Here is a 17,280-nt window from a genome sequence, read left to right on the forward strand (position 1 = left end):
GCCGCAACTCTTCGGGGCGATGGAAGAAGCCTAAGCCGCGGGACGGCCGCTTCTCGGAGTCGGAAGCTCATGACCGTGACACGCGGCCGCTCTCTCCGGCACGGCGGGTGCGGGGTCCACCCCCCTGTCCAGGGCGGTGAGCCGGTCGCGGACCTGCTGGGCACTGTGGGACATGGCGCGCGCGTCGGCCCTTTCGAGGGCGTGGACCCAGTCCGCCCGCGCGCCTTCCCGGTCACCCAGCGCCAGCCGGGTGTCGCCCAGCCGCATCAGTGAGCCGACGGCGTTCCTGTGGTCGCCCAGCTCCTCGAACGCCCGTGTCGCCCGCTGGTAGGTGGCCACCGATTCCTCGTGACGGCCGAGCATACGGAGGGTGTAACCCAGGATGTCCCAGGCCTGGGCCAGCTGCCACGGCGCGCCCAGGCGCCGGAACAAGGCGATGCCCTCCTCGCTGTACGAGAGGCTCTTCTCGAGGTTCCCGAGGTTGGAGTGGAACCAGCCGAGCTCGACGAGGCACTCGGCCAGCCACAACTCCTCACCTGTCTTCCGGGACAGCTCCAGTCCCCGTTCGGAGAACGTCACGGCCTCCTGAATCCGGCCGAACAGGAACAGCGCGCACGCCCTGACGTAGTGGGCTCGGGCCTGTTCGCCGGTCGCGTCGAGCTCTTCGAAGATCGTGGTGGCGCGTCGCAGATGGTGAAGGGCTTGCTCCTGGTGGCCGAGATAGGCGTGGATGTGGCCGAGGTGGCGCAGGCAACGGCCTTCTTCGAGAAGGTTGTTCCGGCGCCGGGCCACGTCGAGGGCGGGGGTCAGCGCGGTGATGGCCTCGGGCCAGAATTCCTGGCGGTTGAGATGCTCCTTGAGGGACCAGGCAAGGCCGGTGGTGTGGTGGTCCAGCTTCTGGTCGACGGCGGTGTGGAGCAGGCCGGTCAGCACCCGGTGTTCGGCGGTCAGCCATCGGGTCGCCTGCCCGACGGTGGTGAGGCTCTCCGGGGTGACGCCCGGGCCGGGCGCACCGAGGTCGAGGTCGGGCGGCGTGTCCTGTTTGAGGAGCTGGTTCGCGTCGTGGGCCGTGAACATGTAGTGGTCCAGGACCCGGAGGGTGGCGTGATGGCGTTCCTGGACGGTGTCGTGGGCGTGGGCGAGTTCGGTGGCGTAGCCGCGCAGCAGGTCGTGCAGGCCGTAACGGCCGGGCAGCGGCTGTTCCACGAGGCAGGAGCCGACCAGGCCGGCGAGGGCGCGGCGGGTTCGGGCGAGGGGCAGACCGGTGAGGCTGGCGGCGGCGGGGGCGGTGATGTGGGGGCCGGGGTGCAGGGCCAGGAGGCGCAGGAGCCGGGCTGTGGGTTCGTCCAGGGACCGGTAGGACCAGGAGAAGACGGCGCGTACGTCGGTGGTGGAGTCGAAGCCGCTGAACGCATCCAGGCCATCGGTGTCCCGGAGGTCGTCGACGATGGCGTGAAGGGGGAAGGACGGATCGAGTTCGGCGCGGGCGGCGACCACCGCCATGGCCAGGGGAAGCCGTCCGCACAGACGGATGATGTCGGCCGTCGCGGCGGGCTCGGCGGCCACTCGTTCGGTACCCAGGCGTCGTTCGAGGGCTTGGTGGGCCTCCGCCTGCGAGGGCAGAGGGAGGGCAAGGGGCCGGGCGCCGTCGGTGGTGATCAGCCCGGGAAGCTGGTTGCGGCTGGTGACCAGCGTGAGGCAGCCCCCTCCGCCGGGCAGCAGAGGGCGCACTTGTCGCTCGTCGCGGGCGTTGTCCAGGACGACGAGGACCTGCCGGTCGGCGAGGAGGCTGCGGAAGAGCGTGCTGCGGCCCGGGGTGTCCTCCGGGATGCGCTGGGCGGGAACGCCGAGGGCGGTCAGGAAGCCGCGCAGAGCGTGGCCGGGTTCGACGGCGGGCGCGTGGGGGTGGAAACCGCACAGGTCGACGAAAAGCTGTCCGTCGGGGAAAGAGGAGGCTATGCGGTGGGCGTGGTGGACGGCAAAGGTGGTCTTGCCGACCCCGGGAGCCCCACTGATGACGACGGCGGAGGCAGCTGTCGTTCCGGACCGGGCAGGCACACCACTCGCGGCCGACAGCCACGCGCCCTCGGCCTCGCGTCCCGCGAACACCGTCAGACTACGCGGCAGTTGTGCAGGACGCATCCGGGGCGTGGGCATAATTCCCTCGACATCCGCGGCCGGGTCGCGACGCGCATCGGGCCGATCACCGGCGCCGGTCGGCCCTTCGTCGGCCGGGCCCGCGGACGTGGCCGCTCCGTCCTCCTCCGGCGTCCCGGACGTGTTCGGCCCGAGCGGATCGCGCCCGTCGCCGGTACTCGCTCCGGATACGGATGCCGTGCCGAACCTGTTCGGCTCATCGGCTGGGCGGAGGGGCGGCAGGTCGTGGTGGAGGATGCCGTGGTGCAGCGCGCGCAGGGTCGGGCCGGGTTCGAGGCCGAGCTCCTCGGCGAGGTGCCGGCGCAGGTCCGCGTAGCGCTGAAGTGCCTCGGGGTGCCGGCCTGCCAGGTACAAGGCGCGCAGCAGCAGGGCCCAGCCGGTTTCCCGCAGGGGGTGCTCCGCGGTCATCTCCTGTGCCGCGTCCAGGGCCTCGACGACCCGTCCTTGCAGGAGCAGGGCAGTGGCCCGGATCTCACGGGTGGACTGGCGCAGTTCTTCCAGGCGCGCAGCTTCGTTGACGGCGAACAGGTGGTGTGCGGCGTCGGCGAACGCGGGGCCGCGCCACATCTCCAGGGCTGTTCGCGCCTCGTCCACGACGCGTTCGGGACGCCCTAGGTCCATGAACCGGTGTGCCCGGGCGACGGCCCGCTCGAAGCGTACGGTGTCACGGCTTTCCGGCGGCACCCGCAGGGCGTAGCCCAGGGGTTCGGTGACCAGCACCTCGTAGGTGCCCTTCCGGCGCAGGTGCCGGGGTTCCAGGACCGCGCGCACCTTGCTGACGTGGGCGTGCAGGGAGCCCATCGCTGCGTCCGGTGTCCGGCCCGGCTGTTGCGGCCACAGTTCGTCGCACAGCGTCTGCGGAGCGACCGCCCGGCCGTCGTCGAGCAGCAGGCGGACCAGCAGCAGCCGTTGTCGGCGCCGGCCCGGATCGAGTACCGCCCCCGCCCGCCGTACCACCAGCGGACCCAGCAGTCCGAAGTCGAGATCCTGTCCCACGCCTGCCACCGTACTCATCCAGAATCCCGCTCGCCGACGCCACCGTCGGAAGCACGTACATGACCATGCCCCGTGGCCGCGGGGGGCGACCCGCTCCCGCTGTGACGAAAACCGGACCACGTGATCCCGTCGCGGTGACCCGACCGCCGAGGTGGGGGCTGCTCAGGTGATCGGAGCGGCGAGGACCCCGTCGTCCCCTTCCCGCGTACCACACGGGACATTAGCAGGACCCCGATCGGCATGATCCCTTCAAAGGCTTCGGAGGCGGCCATGCGCTGGATGCCTTCCTCGTCCAGCCGGGCCCGGCCTGCGGAGTGCCGTACAGGCTGGGGCGATCCGCAACAGGTCCATCCCTGGCCGGGCGCCGGAACGGCCATCCCGCGAAGGCGTCGCGGATTCCGGCCTGCTGAACCACGGGCCTCCGCGCCACGTGGCCGGTGCAGGTGATCTCCACAGGCCAGGTCCCGCCAGGGTGCGTCCGAGCAGACACCCCTTCACCTGCGGCAACGCGTGAACCGGCACGACATCCGCTCCGTTCGGTGAGCGAACGGTCGTCGTCAGGAGTGGAGAGAAGACATGGTCCCTGTCGAAGGAACGAGCACCGCCCGGTTCGAACCGGTCCGAGCGGCGCTGGCAGCGCACCTGGAGTCCGGCGAGGAGCTGGGGGCGTCGATCGCCGTGGACGTCGACGGAGTCATGGAAGTCGACCTGTGGGGCGGGCACGCCGACGAAGCGCGGGCCGTCCCGTGGCACCAGGACACGTTGGTCAACCTGTGGTCGACCACCAAGACCCTGAGCAGTCTGGCGGCCCTCGTCCTCGTCGACAGAGGGGCACTGGATCTCTACCGCCCGGTCGCGCACTACTGGCCCGAATTCGCCGCTCAGGGCAAGCAGGACGTCGAGGTGCGGCACGTCCTGGCACACACCTCGGGGCTCTCCGGCTGGCAGCAGCCGTTCACCATGGACGATCTGTACGACCGGCCTACCGCCAGCGCCCGGCTGGCCGCGCAGGCGCCCTGGTGGGAACCGGGCAGCGCCTCCGGCTATCACGTGCAGACCCAGGGACAGCTCGTGGGAGAGCTCGTCCGGCGAGTCAGCGGCCGCACCCTGACCGAGTTCGTCGACACGGAGATCGCCAAACCGGCGCAGGCCGACGTCCAGATCGGCGCGCGGCAGGCCGACTGGCCGCGCATCGCCGAACTGGTGCCCCCGTCACAGCTCTCCGGAATACCCGCGGGCCTCGATCCCGAGGGGATCTTCACCAAGACCTTGCTCGGAAGCCCCGCCAGGGACGAGCACGTCGACACTCCTCGGTGGCGCCGTGCCGAACTCGGCGCGGTCAACGGCCACGGCAACGCACGAGGCATGGCCCGCGCCCTCTCCGTGATCTCTCGACGAGGCCAGGTGAACGGCCTGCGGCTCATTTCCGAGGAGACGGCGGAGAAGGTCCTCGACGTACAGGCGGACGGGGTCGACCTGTTCCTGGGCGTTCCCGTGCGCTGGGGCATGGGTTTCGCGCTCGCCGATGCGAGGACCATGCCGCACATGCCCACCGGAAGAGTCTGCTTCTGGGTCGGCCGGGGCGGCTCGATCGTCATGATGGACCTCGACCGGCGCGTCACGTTCTCGTACACGATGAACCTGCTGGGCGACGGAATCCTCGGATCGGAGCGCACCCACGACTACATCAGGACTGTCTACGAAGTCCTGGACTCCACCGCCTGCTGACTTCAAGGACTGGAGAGGTGCCGCGACTGTGCCGAAGGTCGGCGAACCTCGTTCAGTCGCGCTGTCAGGCCCACCGGATGCCGGTTGACGGCTCTCACGCCGCATGCCGCGCGGGGGCTTGCGGGGCGGGCCCCGAGACGCTTATGACCCTCGGGCTGGAGTGGGCAGGCGGCCCCCGGCCGGCGGGGCGCGCTTGGTTCCGGCGCTCCGCCGCGACCGCGGCCGTGTCAGAAGTAAGGCGCTCACGTGGTGAACCGGACCGCCGTTCCTCGCGTTGCGCTGGTTGGACGCGCGTGCGTCCCTGCGATGCCGCCGTGGGCCGTGGCCCCCGGCGGGATCGCACCAGAAGGGAAGGAACAACTCACTAGTGAAGCGCTTCATCACACGCCTCGGGGTAGTCGCGGCGGCCGGAGCCCTGGCCGTTGTACTGCCTGCTTCATCGGCGTACGCCATCAACCGCACCGATTGCAACGGATTGGGCCTCCTGTCGCTTCACAACGCAGGCGGCTCACTCTGCTTCGCCAACGCGGGCGTGCAGAGCGTGGCGATCTATGGCGTGGACCGGATCTGGACCGGAGACAACAAGGTCACGCTGGAGTACGTGCCGAGGCTGGGCGCGCCGGTGACCAGCGCCACCATTGACAAGTGGCATTTCGGCAACGTCCCTGGTGAGCCCATCCACAAGATCACGAAGATCAGGATCTGGTAGCCCCCGCAGCCGTGAATCAGCTGACGGCGGATCCCCGTCGGTGAGGGCGCAGGCACTCGGCTCTGGAACTCGACGCGTCGGGGTGACCGGGGCGCGACCGGGCCGCAGCTGAAGCGGACGAGGTCGGGGCCGGGCAGGTAGGTGTCCCGCAGCCAGAGAAGGAACCGGGCCGCCTCACCGGCCGTGGTGTCGGACGGCATCACGCAGTCCCGCCCGTGGACGGTGGCGGTGCCGTCGTACTCGGTGCCGTCGTCGGAGGGGTGGACCGGGTCGATGGCGTCTGCTGGCCCTACTGCGGGCAGCAGCGGACGCGCGTCCTGGGGATCGGACCGGCGAGCGTGGCTGGCGCACAGGCCCCGATGTACGCCTGCAGCCCGTGGATCTGCCTGGTGGTCGGGCATCGAGAACACCCACTATTTCGACACCGACGGGGAGCAGCTCCCCGTCCCGCACCATCCGCCCCACTCCATGCGCCACACACCTGCGCCTCGTGGCTCGTCCAAAAGAGAATCTCCCGGACGAAATCCAGCACCTTCGCGGCCACGAGAGCCTCTGGCCCACACAGCGCTACGAGCACCTGAAGCCGGACGCTCACAAGGCTGTGCTCGGGGCCTGGGAGTGCCCGGCCCTCCCGCTAGCCATCGGCGCATGAAGGAAGTCGACGCGCCGGGTGGCCGGCCCCCGCCGGTGGGCTGGCGACCGGGATCGACGGCGTCCGCTTCTTCCTCGTGCGGCCCTCCGCCTCGGGGCGCGTGCCTTGTCGGCGTTAGGGTGTGGCGCCGTACTCGGCGGTTTGTTCTCTTGAAGAGGTGGGGATGGGGCTCATGGACGCGGATCACGCGGAGCTGGTCGTCGCGGCGCAGGCCGGGGACGATCGCGCGCGGGAGAAGCTGGTCGCCGCCTACCTCCCGCTGGTCTACAACATCGTCGGACGGGCGCTGAGCGGACATGCCGACGTCGACGACGTCGTCCAGGAGACCCTGATACGCGTGGTGCGCGACCTGCCGGCCCTGCGCGCCCCGGAGAGCTTCCGGTCCTGGCTGGTGTCCATCACGCTCCGCCAGATCAACACCCACTGGCACCGGCAGCGGACTCTCGCCGAGCGGACCACGGTCATCGACGAGGCGCTCCGCGTGCCGAACGCCGGCGGCGCGGTCGAGGACGTGACGATCCTGCGTCTGCGCATGTCGGACGAACGCCGTCAGGTGGTCGAAGCCGGCCGGTGGCTCGACCCGGATCATCGGGTGCTGCTGTCGCTGTGGTGGCAGGAGTGCGCCGGCCTGCTGAGCCGTCAGGACATCGCCGACGCGATGGGGCTCGGTGTCGCCCACGCCGGAGTGCGCGTGCAGCGCATGCGCGAGCAGTTGGACCTGAGCCGGACGATCGTCGCCGCGCTGGAGGCGGACCCGCGCTGTCCGCGGCTGAGCGAGACCGTCGCCGGCTGGGACGGTGCGCCCACGTCCGTGTGGCGCAAGCGGATCGCGCGGCACACCCGCGACTGCCCCGTCTGCACGGCGACGACGACGGAACGGGTTCCGGCCGAGCTGCTGCCCCTGGGCCTCGCGCCGCTGGCCGTCCCGGCCGCACTTGTCGCGGCGCTGACCGCCAAGGGTCTGTTGTCGGGTACGTCGGCGAGCGCCGCCGGGCTGGCCACGGCACATGTCGCCGCCGGCACGGCGACGGGGGGAGGCGGTCCGCACGGCGCGCTGCTCGGCAAACTCCACGCGGTGACCGCCCATCCGCTGGTGGGCCTCGCCGCCGGCGCGGTGCTCGTCGCCGGGACCGTCACCTACGCGGTGTGGCCCCAGGAGGAAACCCGGGTGCCCGGCGTCGTCGCCACTCCTACGACCGCCGCTTCCCCGAGCGCCACCCCCACGCCGGCCCCGTCGCCCACGACCCCGCCGGTCACGCCGGCCCCGCCGGCCGCACCGTCGCCGGTGGCTCCGTCCGCCGGCGCGGGCACCGTTCCGCTGGGCGCGCGGTCGCTGGAGTCCGTGGATCGGCCCGGCCTGTTCGTCACGTACGACGGTGACTTCGCGGCGCTCGGCCCGGTCCCCGCGTCGGACGGTGAGCGGGCACGGCGACGGGTCACCTTCACGGTCGTCAGGGGGCTGGCCGACACACGGTGCGTCACCTTGCGCGCCGCCGACGGCCGGTATCTTCGCCACCATTACCTGCGGTTGCGGCTGAGCGCCGACGACGGCAGCGAACTGTTCCGGGAGGACGCCACCTTCTGCCCGCGTCCCGGGGCGGTCGCCGGGTCGGTGACCCTGCACGCGCACAACTATCCCGGCTCGGTCGTCCGCCACCGCGACGGCGGCATCTGGCTCGACGGCTCCGACGGCACTCGGGCCTTCGCCGGCCAGGCTTCCTTCCTCGTGCGCGAACCCTCCGCCTGAGAACCGTTCCCCGACCAGCGGGCACCGGACCGTCTCCATGACGGCGGGTGATCCGGCGGTACGGCCCGTGCCGCGCCTTCTCAGGGGGGCGACCGGTTCGCGGGGCCCGGCATAACGCTTTCCATCTGCGGGATGCATCACGGAGCGATCGTCCCGACGGCGCGACTTTTCCGTTACGGGACCGCGCCTGCTCAAGCCTCCACTTCAGGGGTGCCCTTCCCGCCTCACCGCGACGTTCCGGTGAAGCGGGCTTCCCGGCTTCCCCCTACGCCTGTCCCCCTGAAGAAAGTCACACCCATGACACGACACACCCGTGAACCCGGGACGACCCGCCACTTCCGAGGTGAAGCATGAAGGGCCTGCACCGGCTCCGCCGGCGTCACCGGACACTGATGACGGGACTGGCGGCCACGGCGCTGGTGGCCGGCGTCGTGACGCTCGTCCCCGACTCCGCCGACGCCGCGGGCGGCCTGGGGGCCGAGGCGGCCTCCTCGGGCCGGTACTTCGGCACCGCTGTGGCCTCCGGCAGGCTCGGTGACCCGGCGTACACCGCGATCGCGGACCGGGAGTTCCACATGATCACCCCGGAGAACGAGATGAAGTGGGACGCCGTCGAACCGTCCCGCGGCACCTTCCGGTTCGGCCCCGCGGACCGGATCGTCGACCGCGCCCTGGCTCGTGGCCAGCGCGTGCGCGGCCACACCACGGTCTGGCATGCGCAGCTGCCCTCCTGGGTCGGCGCCATCCGCGACGCGGGCACGCTGCGCAGCGTGATGAACCGTCACATCACCACGCAGATGACTCACTACAAGGGCAAGATCTACGCCTGGGACGTCGTCAACGAGGCCTTCGCCGACGGCGGCAGCGGCCGGCTCCGCGACTCGGTCTTCCAGAAGGTGCTCGGCAACGGCTTCATCGAGGAGGCGTTCCGCACCGCCCGGGCGGCCGACCCCGCGGCCAAGCTCTGCTACAACGACTACAACATCGAGAACTGGGCGGACGCCAAGACCCAGGGCGTTCACCGCATGGTCAAGGACTTCAAGGCCCGCGGTGTGCCCATCGACTGCGTTGGCTTCCAGAGCCACTTCGGGGCGGGCGGCCCGCCGGCGAGCTTCAGGACCACCCTGGCCAACTTCGCCGCCCTCGGGGTCGACGTCCAGATCACCGAGCTGGACATCGCCCAGGCGTCGCCCACCCACTACGCGGACGCGGTCGGCGCGTGCCTGTCCGTGGCGCGGTGCACCGGCATCACGGTGTGGGGCGTCCGGGACAGCGACTCCTGGCGCGGCGGCGAGAACCCCCTGCTGTTCGACGGCAACGGCACGCCCAAGCCCGCGTACGGCGCCGTCGTGCGCGCGTTCCGGTCGGGCTCGGGTACGCCCCCGGTCGACCCGGCCGGCCGTGTCGGACCGATCAAGGGCGTGGCCTCCGGCCGCTGCCTCGACATCCCCGGCTCCACCACGGCCAACGGCACACACGCGCGGCTGTGGGACTGCGGGGGACAGGCCGGCCAGCGCTGGACCTACACCGCCGCCAGGCAGCTGAAGGTCCACGGGGACAAGTGCCTGGACGCCAAGGGCAAGGGCGTCACCAACGGCACCGCGGTGGTCGTCTGGGACTGCAACGGCGGCGCCAACCAGCAGTGGAACGTCAACACCGACGGCACGATCACCGGCGTCCAGTCCGGCCTGTGCCTGGACGCCATCGGCGCGGCGACCACGAACGGCACCGGGCTCCAGCTGTACACCTGCGCGTCCGTCGGCAACCAGAGGTGGACCGCGCCGTCCGGGACGGACGGCGGTACGTGTGCTCTTCCCTCGACGTACAAGTGGAGTTCGACCGGCCCCCTCGCGCAGCCGGCACACGGGTGGGCCGCGCTGAAGGACTTCACCCATGTGACGCTGGGCGGCAAGCACCTGGTCTACGCGTCGAGCGCGTCGGGCACCTCCTACGGCTCGATGGCGTTCAGGCCCTTCACGAACTGGCCGGACATGGGGGCGGCCGGGCAGACCGGGATGAACCGGAACGCGGTGGCGCCCACGCTGTTCTACTTCGCGCCCAAGAAGATCTGGGTGCTGGCGTACCAGTGGGGGGCCTCACCCTTCAGCTACCGCACGTCCCACGACCCCACCGATCCCAACGGCTGGTCCGCGCCGCAGCCGCTGTTCACCGGCAGCATCCCGCGCACCGATTCCCCCACCGGCCCGATCGACCAGGCGCTGATCGCCGACGACCGGAACATGTACCTCTTCTTCGCCGGGGACAACGGCAAGATCTACCGGGCGAGCATGCCGATCGGGAACTTCCCCGGCAACTTCGGCTCGTCGTACACGACGGTCATGAGCGACACGGCGAAGAACCTGTTCGAGGCGCCGCAGGTCTACAAGGTCCAGGGCCGGAACCAGTACCTCATGATCGTCGAGGCCCGGGGGGCGAACGAACACCGCTACTTCCGCTCCTTCACGGCCACCAGCCTGAGCGGCTCGTGGACCCCGCAAGCCGTCAGCGAGAACGCCCCCTTCGCGGGCAAGGCCAACAGCGGTGCCACCTGGACCGACGACATCAGCCACGGGGACCTGATCCGCGTCAACGCCGATCAGACCATGACCGTCGACCCCTGCAACCTGCAGTTCCTCTACCAGGGCAAGTCCCCGCAGGCGGGCGGACCCTACGACCGGCTGCCGTACCGGCCCGGTGTCCTCACCCTGCGGCGCTGAGCTGCCCGATCCACAGTCGTACAAGGAGAAACACCCCCCATGGACAACCCCACGAACGCCGGGCGCCGCGGACGTCACCGCCGCCGCAGGACCGCCACCGCCCTGCTGCTCGGCGTGCCCGCCACCGTCGTGCCGTACCTCCTGTTCGTGCAGGACGACTCGCAGGCGGCGACGGTCGACGCCAACGCCTACTACCGGCTGGTCTCCGTACGCAGCGGCAAGGCGCTCGACGTCAACGCCTTCTCCACCGCAGACGGCACGCGCATCCAGCAGTGGACCGACCAGAACACCGCCAACCAGCAGTGGAGACTCAGGCCCACCGGGAACGGCTTCCACGAACTGGTGAACCGCAACAGCGGCAAAGTGCTGGGCATAGCCGGCGGTTCGACCGTCCGGTCGGCCGCCGCCGAGCAGCAGACCGACAGCTCGTCGCCGTCCCAGGAGTGGCGGATCGACGCGGTGAGCGGCACCGACGCCGTCACCTTCACCTCCCGCGCCAGCGGCATGGTCCTGGACGTCTCCGGAGGCTCCACGGCCCAGGGCGCGGCGGTCATTCAGTACCCGGGCAGGGGCACCACCAACCAGCAGTGGAAGCTGGTGAAGGTGGCCGGTACCGCGTCGGCCGCGGCCGGCCCCTACACATGGCGGAACGCCCAGGTGGTCGGCGGCGGATACGTCACCGGTTTGATGTTCCACCCGCGGGAGAAGGGCCTGCTGTACGCGCGGACCGACATGGGCGGCGCCTACCGGTGGGACACCGGTGCCGAGCAGTGGATCCCGTTGACCGACTGGCTCGGCGAGAAGGACTGGAACCTGCTCGGCATCGACGCGCTGGCCACCGACCCCGCCGACCCCGACCGGCTCTACCTCGCGGCGGGCACCTACACCAACGACTGGGCCGGCAACGGTGCGATCCTGCGCTCCACCGACCGGGGCCGCACCTTCCGGCGCACCGACCTGCCGTTCAAGCTGGGCGGCAACGAGGACGGCCGCGGGGCGGGCGAACGGCTCGCCGTCGACCCCTCGGACGGCCGCACCCTGCTGCTCGGCACCCGCAAGAACGGGCTGTGGCGCAGCACCGACAGCGGTGTGACGTGGCGGCAGGTCTCCTCGTTCCCCGTCAAGGACGGGGCGAGCAGCGGCGCGGGCGTCTCCTTCGTGACGTACGGTCCGGCCGGCGACAGGACGATCTACGTCGGCGTCGCGGACAGGTCCACCTCCCTCTACCGCTCCACCGACGGCGGCCGCACCTGGCAGGCCGTCCCCGGGCAGCCGGCGGGCCAACTGCCGCAGCGGGGCGTGGTCTCCGGAGACGGCTCGCTGTACCTGACGTACACCGACGCCCTCGGACCCAACGGCGTGACGGCGGGCTCGGTGTGGAAGTACACGCCGCGGGGCGGGGCGTGGAAGAACATCTCCCCCTCGCGGGGCGGCTACGGCTTCGCCGGCCTGGCCGTCGACCCGCGCAGGCCGTCCACGGTGATGGTCACGACCCTCGACCGCTGGTGGCCCGAGGACGAGATCTACCGCACCACCGACGGCGGCACGACCTGGAAGGCACTGTCGGGCAGGTCGGTCCGGGACGCCTCAGCCGCTCCGTACATCGGGACCCACACCGGGCACTGGATGACGGCCCTGGCCGTCGACCCCTTCGACTCCGGGCATGTGCTGTACGGCACCGGCAACGGCATCTGGCGCAGCAAGGACGCGGACGCCACCGACAGCGGCCGCACCAGCCACTGGTCCGTGGCCGCGCGCGGCCTCGAGGAGACGGCGCTGATGGACGCCGTCGCCCCGCCCGGCGGTGCCACCGTCATCACCGCCATGGGGGACCAAGGCGGTTTCCGCCACGACGACCTGACCAAGGTGCCCGCCGGGCGGCTGGGCAACCCGACGATGACCAACAGCACCGACATCGATTTCGCCCAGGCCAACCCCTCGGTGATGGTGCGTGTCGGCCGTGGGGGCGCGCAGGACGGTGCCTACTCCACCGACGGCGGCAACAGCTGGAAGGGCTTCAGGACGGAGCCGGTGGCAGGCGCCCGGGACGGCCGTGTCGCGCTGGCGGCGGACGGCTCCGCCATCGTCTGGACCCAGGCCGGCCAGGCCCCGTACCGCTCGGTCGACAAGGGGACGAGCTGGTCGAGGGTGGGTGGCCTGGGCACCGGAGCGGTGGTCGTCGGCGACCGCGCCTCGGCCAGGACGTTCTACTCGCTGTCCGGCGGCACCCTCCACGCCAGCACCGACGGCGGAGCGACCTTCACCGCCCGTGCCACCGGTCTTCCCGCCGACGGCCGGCTCACGGCCGTCCCCGGCGTCGCGGGGGACCTGTGGATCGCCGGCGGTGGTCAGGGCCTGCTGCACTCCACCGACGGCGGCCGCACCTTCACCCGGCTCACCACGGTGAAGTCCGCCTCCGCCCTCGGCTTCGGCAAGGCCGCCCCCGGCACCTCCTACCAGGCCCTGTACCTGATCGGCACCGTCAAGGACGTCACCGGAGTCTTCCGCTCCACCGACCGGGGCGCCACCTGGCTCCGCGTCAACGACGACGCCCACCAGTGGGGCAGCATCGGCGGTGTCGGCGTCATCACCGGTGACCCCGACACCTTCGGCCGCGTGTACGTCGGCACCAACGGACGCGGCCTCCAGTACGGCGACCCGTCCTGACCCCGTCGCCGGAGCGGACACCCGCCCCACACGCGTGAGCTGACGCGCCACCAGGAGCGGAGGACCGCCCTCCCGCCGGTGTGACACATCGGTGGGAGGGCGGCCTTCCGAGCCCGGTGGCGCGGCCGACGTGAACGGCGCCGAAGCGCTTCGGTGGCCGTACGCCCACGTCAAGGGCAGGGGTGGGCGGCGCGGCCGGTCCGTCAGGCGCTGGCGCGGGTGACCAGGCGCGTGGGGAGGATCAGCGGGGTGGGGTCCTGGCCGTCGATGAGCGCGACGAGCATCCGCGCCATCTCCCGGCCGAGACCCTCTATGGGCTGGTGCACCGTGGTGAGCGGCGGGTCGGCGATCCGGGACACGGCCAGGTCGTCGAAGCCGACCACGGCGACGTCGGAGGGGACCAGGCGGCCGGCCTCGCGCAGCGTGCGCAGCGCCCCGGCCGCCATGTTGTCACCGGCGGCGAACACCCCGTCCAGGTCGGGGTGGTGTGCGAGGAGCGCGGCCATGGCGGCGGCGCCGCTGGGCTCGGTGAAGTCGCCGCCCTCCGAGGGGTACGGCTCCAGTCCCGCCGCCAGCATGGCGTCCCGGTAGCCGCGGTAGCGGGCCCGCCCGACCTCGGTGTCCAGGCGTCCGCAGATCGTGGCGATCCTGGTCCGGCCGGACGCGATCAGGTACTCGGTGGCCGCGCGGGCTCCGCCGGCGTTGTCGACGTCCACGTACCAGCGGGGATCCGTGCCGACCGGTCGGCCGCCGAACACCACGGGCAGCTCCGCCTCCTCGGCCATGCGGGCCAGCGGATCGTCCTCGCGCAGCGCCATCAGCATCACGCCGTCGGCGCCTTTGGACCTCAGCAGCCGCTCCACGCGTCTGCGCCCCCGGTCGGAGGCGGCCAGGCAGAGCATGAGGTGCAGGTCGGCGTCCTCCAGGGCGGCCGAGGCGCCCACGATCACCTGGGCGAAGAACGGGTCCGCGAAGATCGAGGGGTCCTCCCCGGAGACGACCAGAGCGGCCGCACCGGTCTGACGGGTCGCCAGTGCCCGGGCGGTCGGATGGGGCACGTAACCGAGCTGACGGACGGCCCGCTCGACCGCCTCGCGCTTGACGCGGCTGACGTGCGGGGCGTTGTTGAGCGCGCGGGAGGCCACCGATCGTGAGACTCCGGCCAGTTCGGCCACCTCGTCGAGTGTCGACTGCCGGCGTGACACGCCTTCGGTCATGATCCGCCTCTCCTGTCGCGACCGGAACACGGGGAAAACTGGAAGCGCTTCCAGTTCCGTGACTGTAAAGGCTTCCCGTAGTGATGTGAAGGGCCGTTCGAGCGCGGTCGCTTGACAGGACGAACGGGGCATCACACGATACCGGCCACACCCCAGGGGCATCGAGAGGCGCTCTGGGACCGCTTCCAGTGGGAGCGCTTCCACGCTCAGGGGTGCCGTACCACCGCACTTCCTCAGTGCGCCGCCCGCTCGGGACGAGAGCGTGCGGCGCTCCCCCCTCAGGAATCGAGGTACCGTCATGCGCCGCAGCATCCGCGCCCTCGCGGCAGCCGTCCTCGCGCTGCCGCTGGCGCTCACCGTCGCCCCGTCCGCCCACGCGGCGGACCCGACCACCATGACCAGCGGGTTCTACGTGGACCCGAACTCCAGCGCGAAGCAGTGGGTCGCCGCCCACCCCGGTGACGGCCGGGCGCCCGCGATCAACGCCTCCCTCGCCAACACGCCCATGGCCCGCTGGTTCGGCGCCTGGAGCGGCACCATCGGCACCGCCACGGGAGCGTACGCGGGGGCGGCCGACCACGCGGACAAACTCCCCGTCCTGGTGGCCTACAACATCTATCTCCGTGACTCCTGCGGCGGACACTCCGGCGGCGGCGCCACCAGCCCGGCCGCGTACGCCTCCTGGATCGCCCAGTTCGCCGGCGGGATCGCCCACCGCCCGGCCGTGGTCATCCTCGAACCGGACTCCCTCGCGGACTACGGGTGCCTGACGCAGACTCAGATCCGCGAACGCCAGGGCATGATCAGCGGCGCCCTCGCCGAGTTCAACCGCCAGGCACCCAACACCTGGGTCTACCTCGACGCGGGCAACCCCGGCTGGATCAGCGCGGCGGCGATGGCCCAGCGCCTCCACGAAGCGGGCCTCCGGCAGGCCCACGGCTTCTCGCTCAACGTCTCGAACTACTACACCACCGCCCAGAACACCGCCTACGGAAACGCCGTCAACAGCGAACTGGCCGCCCGCTACGGCTACACCAAGCCGTTCGTGGTCGACACCAGCCGCAACGGCAACGGCTCCAACGGCGAATGGTGCAACGCGGCCGGCCGCCGCATCGGCACCCCCACCCGGCTGGGAGGCGGCGCCGAGATGCTGCTGTGGATCAAAGCTCCCGGCGAGTCCGACGGCAACTGCGGCGTCGGAACCGGGTCCACGGCCGGGCAGTTCCTCCCCGAGGTCGCCTACAAGATGATCTACGGCCACTGACCTTCCGACTCCTGCGGCCCGGTGTCCGCCGCACCGCGACCGGGCCACAGGGGCCCTTCTCGCCCCCACCACGCCTCGACCAGGAGCCTTCATGAAGTCACGCAGCCTACGGCGCCGTGCGACCGCCGCCCTCGCGGCGCTCGCGGCCTGCGCCGCCCTCACCGCGACACAGGGACAGGCACAGGCCGCACCGACCGGGGACACCCTCACTCCCACGACGAAGTTCTACGTGGACCCGCACAGCAAGGCCGCCCGCCAGGCGCTCACCGACCTGCGGAACGGCGACCTCACGAACGCGGTCAACATGGCGAAGCTCGCGAGCTGGCCGCAGGCCGAGTGGTTCACCGAGGGCACGCCCCACGAGGTGCGGGCCAAGGTGAGCGGCCTCGTCCGCGAGGCGCGGGCGGTGAACCGGACCCCCGTGCTCGTCGCCTACAACGTGCCGGGCCGGGACTGCAGCCAGTACTCCAGCGGTGGTGCCCCGTCCTCCGCCGCCTACCGGCAGTGGATCGACGCCTTCGCCGCCGGCATCGGCGACAGCGAGGCCGTCGTGGTGGTCGAGCCTGACGGCCTGGCCCTCCTCCCCAGCGACTGCGGGCGGGACGTGGACCCGACCGGCGAGCTCACCGCTGCCCGCATCGCCGATCTGGCGTACGCGGTGAGGACCCTCAAGGCCAGGGCCCGCACCGCGGTGTACCTCGACGCGGGCAACGTCCTGTGGCGGCCCGTCGGCACGATGGCCCAGCGACTGCTCGACGCCGGCGTGCGGGACAGCGACGGCTTCGCCCTCAACGTGTCCAACACCCACCCCACCGAGCACAACGCGCGCTACGGCACCTGGATCGCGAAGTGCATGTGGTTCGCCACCGAAGGACCCGAGCACGCCCGCGGCCGCACGGACTGGTGCGCCACCCAGTACTATTCGCCCGCCGCGCCCAACGACGGCGCGCCCGGCAACGCGGTCGACTCCGCCGACCCCGCCACCTGGCGCTGGACCGACGCCTGGTTCGACCGGAGCGTGGGCACCCCGCCGGACGACGCGCTGCACCACTTCGTCATCGACACCAGCCGCAACGGTCTGGGAGCCTGGGTCCCGGAGCCCGGCAAGTACACCGGCGACCCGGAGATCTGGTGCAACGCGCCCGGTCGCGGCCTCGGCCCCCGCCCGACCGCGAACACCGGCGTCCCGCTCGTCGACGCCTACCTGTGGGTCAAGATCCCCGGCGAGTCCGACGGCAGCTGCACCCGCAACACCGGCGGCACGATCGACCCCGAGTACGGCATCGTCGATCCGCCCGCGGGCACCTGGTGGCCGGACCAGGCCCACACCCTCGCCCGCAACGCGGCCCCGCGGCTGACCTTCAACCGCTGACCTCCAGGTCGGCTGCGCGGGTGGCGGCCGGCCGCGTCCCGGCCGGCCGCGCAC

The 17,280-nt window shown here is 71.6% G+C and carries 9 protein-coding genes; 7 read left to right on the forward strand and 2 right to left on the reverse strand.

What is annotated here, in order from left to right; translation table 11 throughout:
* Positions 1 to 30: 30 nt before the first annotated feature.
* Positions 31 to 3,153: a BTAD domain-containing putative transcriptional regulator gene (locus ACFY60_RS20900; protein ID WP_388612306.1), complete on the reverse strand. Its 3,123-nt coding sequence runs from the start codon at positions 3,151 to 3,153 to the stop codon at positions 31 to 33.
* A 576-nt stretch (positions 3,154 to 3,729) separates the two neighbouring features.
* Here ACFY60_RS20900 and ACFY60_RS20905 point away from each other — a divergent pair.
* The 5 genes from ACFY60_RS20905 (at position 3,730) to ACFY60_RS20925 (ending at position 13,373) form a co-directional block, all read left to right on the forward strand.
* Positions 3,730 to 4,881, forward strand: a complete 1,152-nt coding sequence (locus tag ACFY60_RS20905) for a serine hydrolase domain-containing protein (RefSeq protein WP_388612307.1) — start codon at positions 3,730 to 3,732, stop codon at positions 4,879 to 4,881.
* Positions 4,882 to 5,248: 367 nt separating this feature from the next.
* A complete protein-coding gene (locus ACFY60_RS20910) occupies positions 5,249 to 5,590 on the forward strand; it encodes a beta/gamma crystallin domain-containing protein (protein WP_388612309.1) in 342 nt (113 codons plus the stop codon).
* A gap of 824 nt (positions 5,591 to 6,414) precedes the next feature.
* Positions 6,415 to 7,989, forward strand: coding sequence for a sigma-70 family RNA polymerase sigma factor (locus tag ACFY60_RS20915; protein ID WP_388612311.1), 1,575 nt, complete (start codon positions 6,415 to 6,417; stop codon positions 7,987 to 7,989).
* A gap of 350 nt (positions 7,990 to 8,339) precedes the next feature.
* A complete protein-coding gene (locus tag ACFY60_RS20920) occupies positions 8,340 to 10,706 on the forward strand; it encodes a non-reducing end alpha-L-arabinofuranosidase family hydrolase (protein WP_388612312.1) in 2,367 nt (788 codons plus the stop codon).
* A gap of 39 nt (positions 10,707 to 10,745) precedes the next feature.
* Positions 10,746 to 13,373 (forward strand): RICIN domain-containing protein, encoded by a 2,628-nt coding sequence (locus tag ACFY60_RS20925; protein WP_388612314.1) that lies wholly within the window; start codon positions 10,746 to 10,748, stop codon positions 13,371 to 13,373.
* A gap of 203 nt (positions 13,374 to 13,576) precedes the next feature.
* Here the strand turns inward: ACFY60_RS20925 and ACFY60_RS20930 are convergent, their stop codons facing one another.
* Positions 13,577 to 14,590 (reverse strand): LacI family DNA-binding transcriptional regulator, encoded by a 1,014-nt coding sequence (locus tag ACFY60_RS20930; RefSeq protein ID WP_388612316.1) that lies wholly within the window; start codon positions 14,588 to 14,590, stop codon positions 13,577 to 13,579.
* 298 nt (positions 14,591 to 14,888) lie between these two features.
* Here ACFY60_RS20930 and ACFY60_RS20935 point away from each other — a divergent pair, with 298 nt between their 5' ends.
* Both ACFY60_RS20935 and ACFY60_RS20940 read left to right on the forward strand, forming a co-directional pair.
* Positions 14,889 to 15,854, forward strand: a complete 966-nt coding sequence (locus ACFY60_RS20935) for a glycoside hydrolase family 6 protein (protein WP_388612318.1) — start codon at positions 14,889 to 14,891, stop codon at positions 15,852 to 15,854.
* Between the two features lie 91 nt (positions 15,855 to 15,945).
* Positions 15,946 to 17,226, forward strand: coding sequence for a glycoside hydrolase family 6 protein (locus ACFY60_RS20940; RefSeq protein WP_388612320.1), 1,281 nt, complete (start codon positions 15,946 to 15,948; stop codon positions 17,224 to 17,226).
* The last annotated feature ends 54 nt before the right edge of the window (positions 17,227 to 17,280 follow it).

It is taken from the genome of Streptomyces sp. NPDC012827 (assembly GCF_042900905.1).
Classification (GTDB): Bacteria; Actinomycetota; Actinomycetes; order Streptomycetales; family Streptomycetaceae; genus Streptomyces; species Streptomyces gulbargensis.

Coding starts and splice junctions, on each gene's coding strand:
- ACFY60_RS20905 (WP_388612307.1), top strand. CDS start 3,730: ATGGTCCCTGTCGAAGGAACGAGCACCGCCCGGTTCGAACCGGTCCGA.
- ACFY60_RS20915 (WP_388612311.1), top strand. CDS start 6,415: ATGGACGCGGATCACGCGGAGCTGGTCGTCGCGGCGCAGGCCGGGGAC.
- ACFY60_RS20920 (WP_388612312.1), top strand. CDS start 8,340: ATGAAGGGCCTGCACCGGCTCCGCCGGCGTCACCGGACACTGATGACG.
- ACFY60_RS20925 (WP_388612314.1), top strand. CDS start 10,746: ATGGACAACCCCACGAACGCCGGGCGCCGCGGACGTCACCGCCGCCGC.
- ACFY60_RS20930 (WP_388612316.1), bottom strand. CDS start 14,590: ATGACCGAAGGCGTGTCACGCCGGCAGTCGACACTCGACGAGGTGGCC.
- ACFY60_RS20935 (WP_388612318.1), top strand. CDS start 14,889: ATGCGCCGCAGCATCCGCGCCCTCGCGGCAGCCGTCCTCGCGCTGCCG.
- ACFY60_RS20940 (WP_388612320.1), top strand. CDS start 15,946: ATGAAGTCACGCAGCCTACGGCGCCGTGCGACCGCCGCCCTCGCGGCG.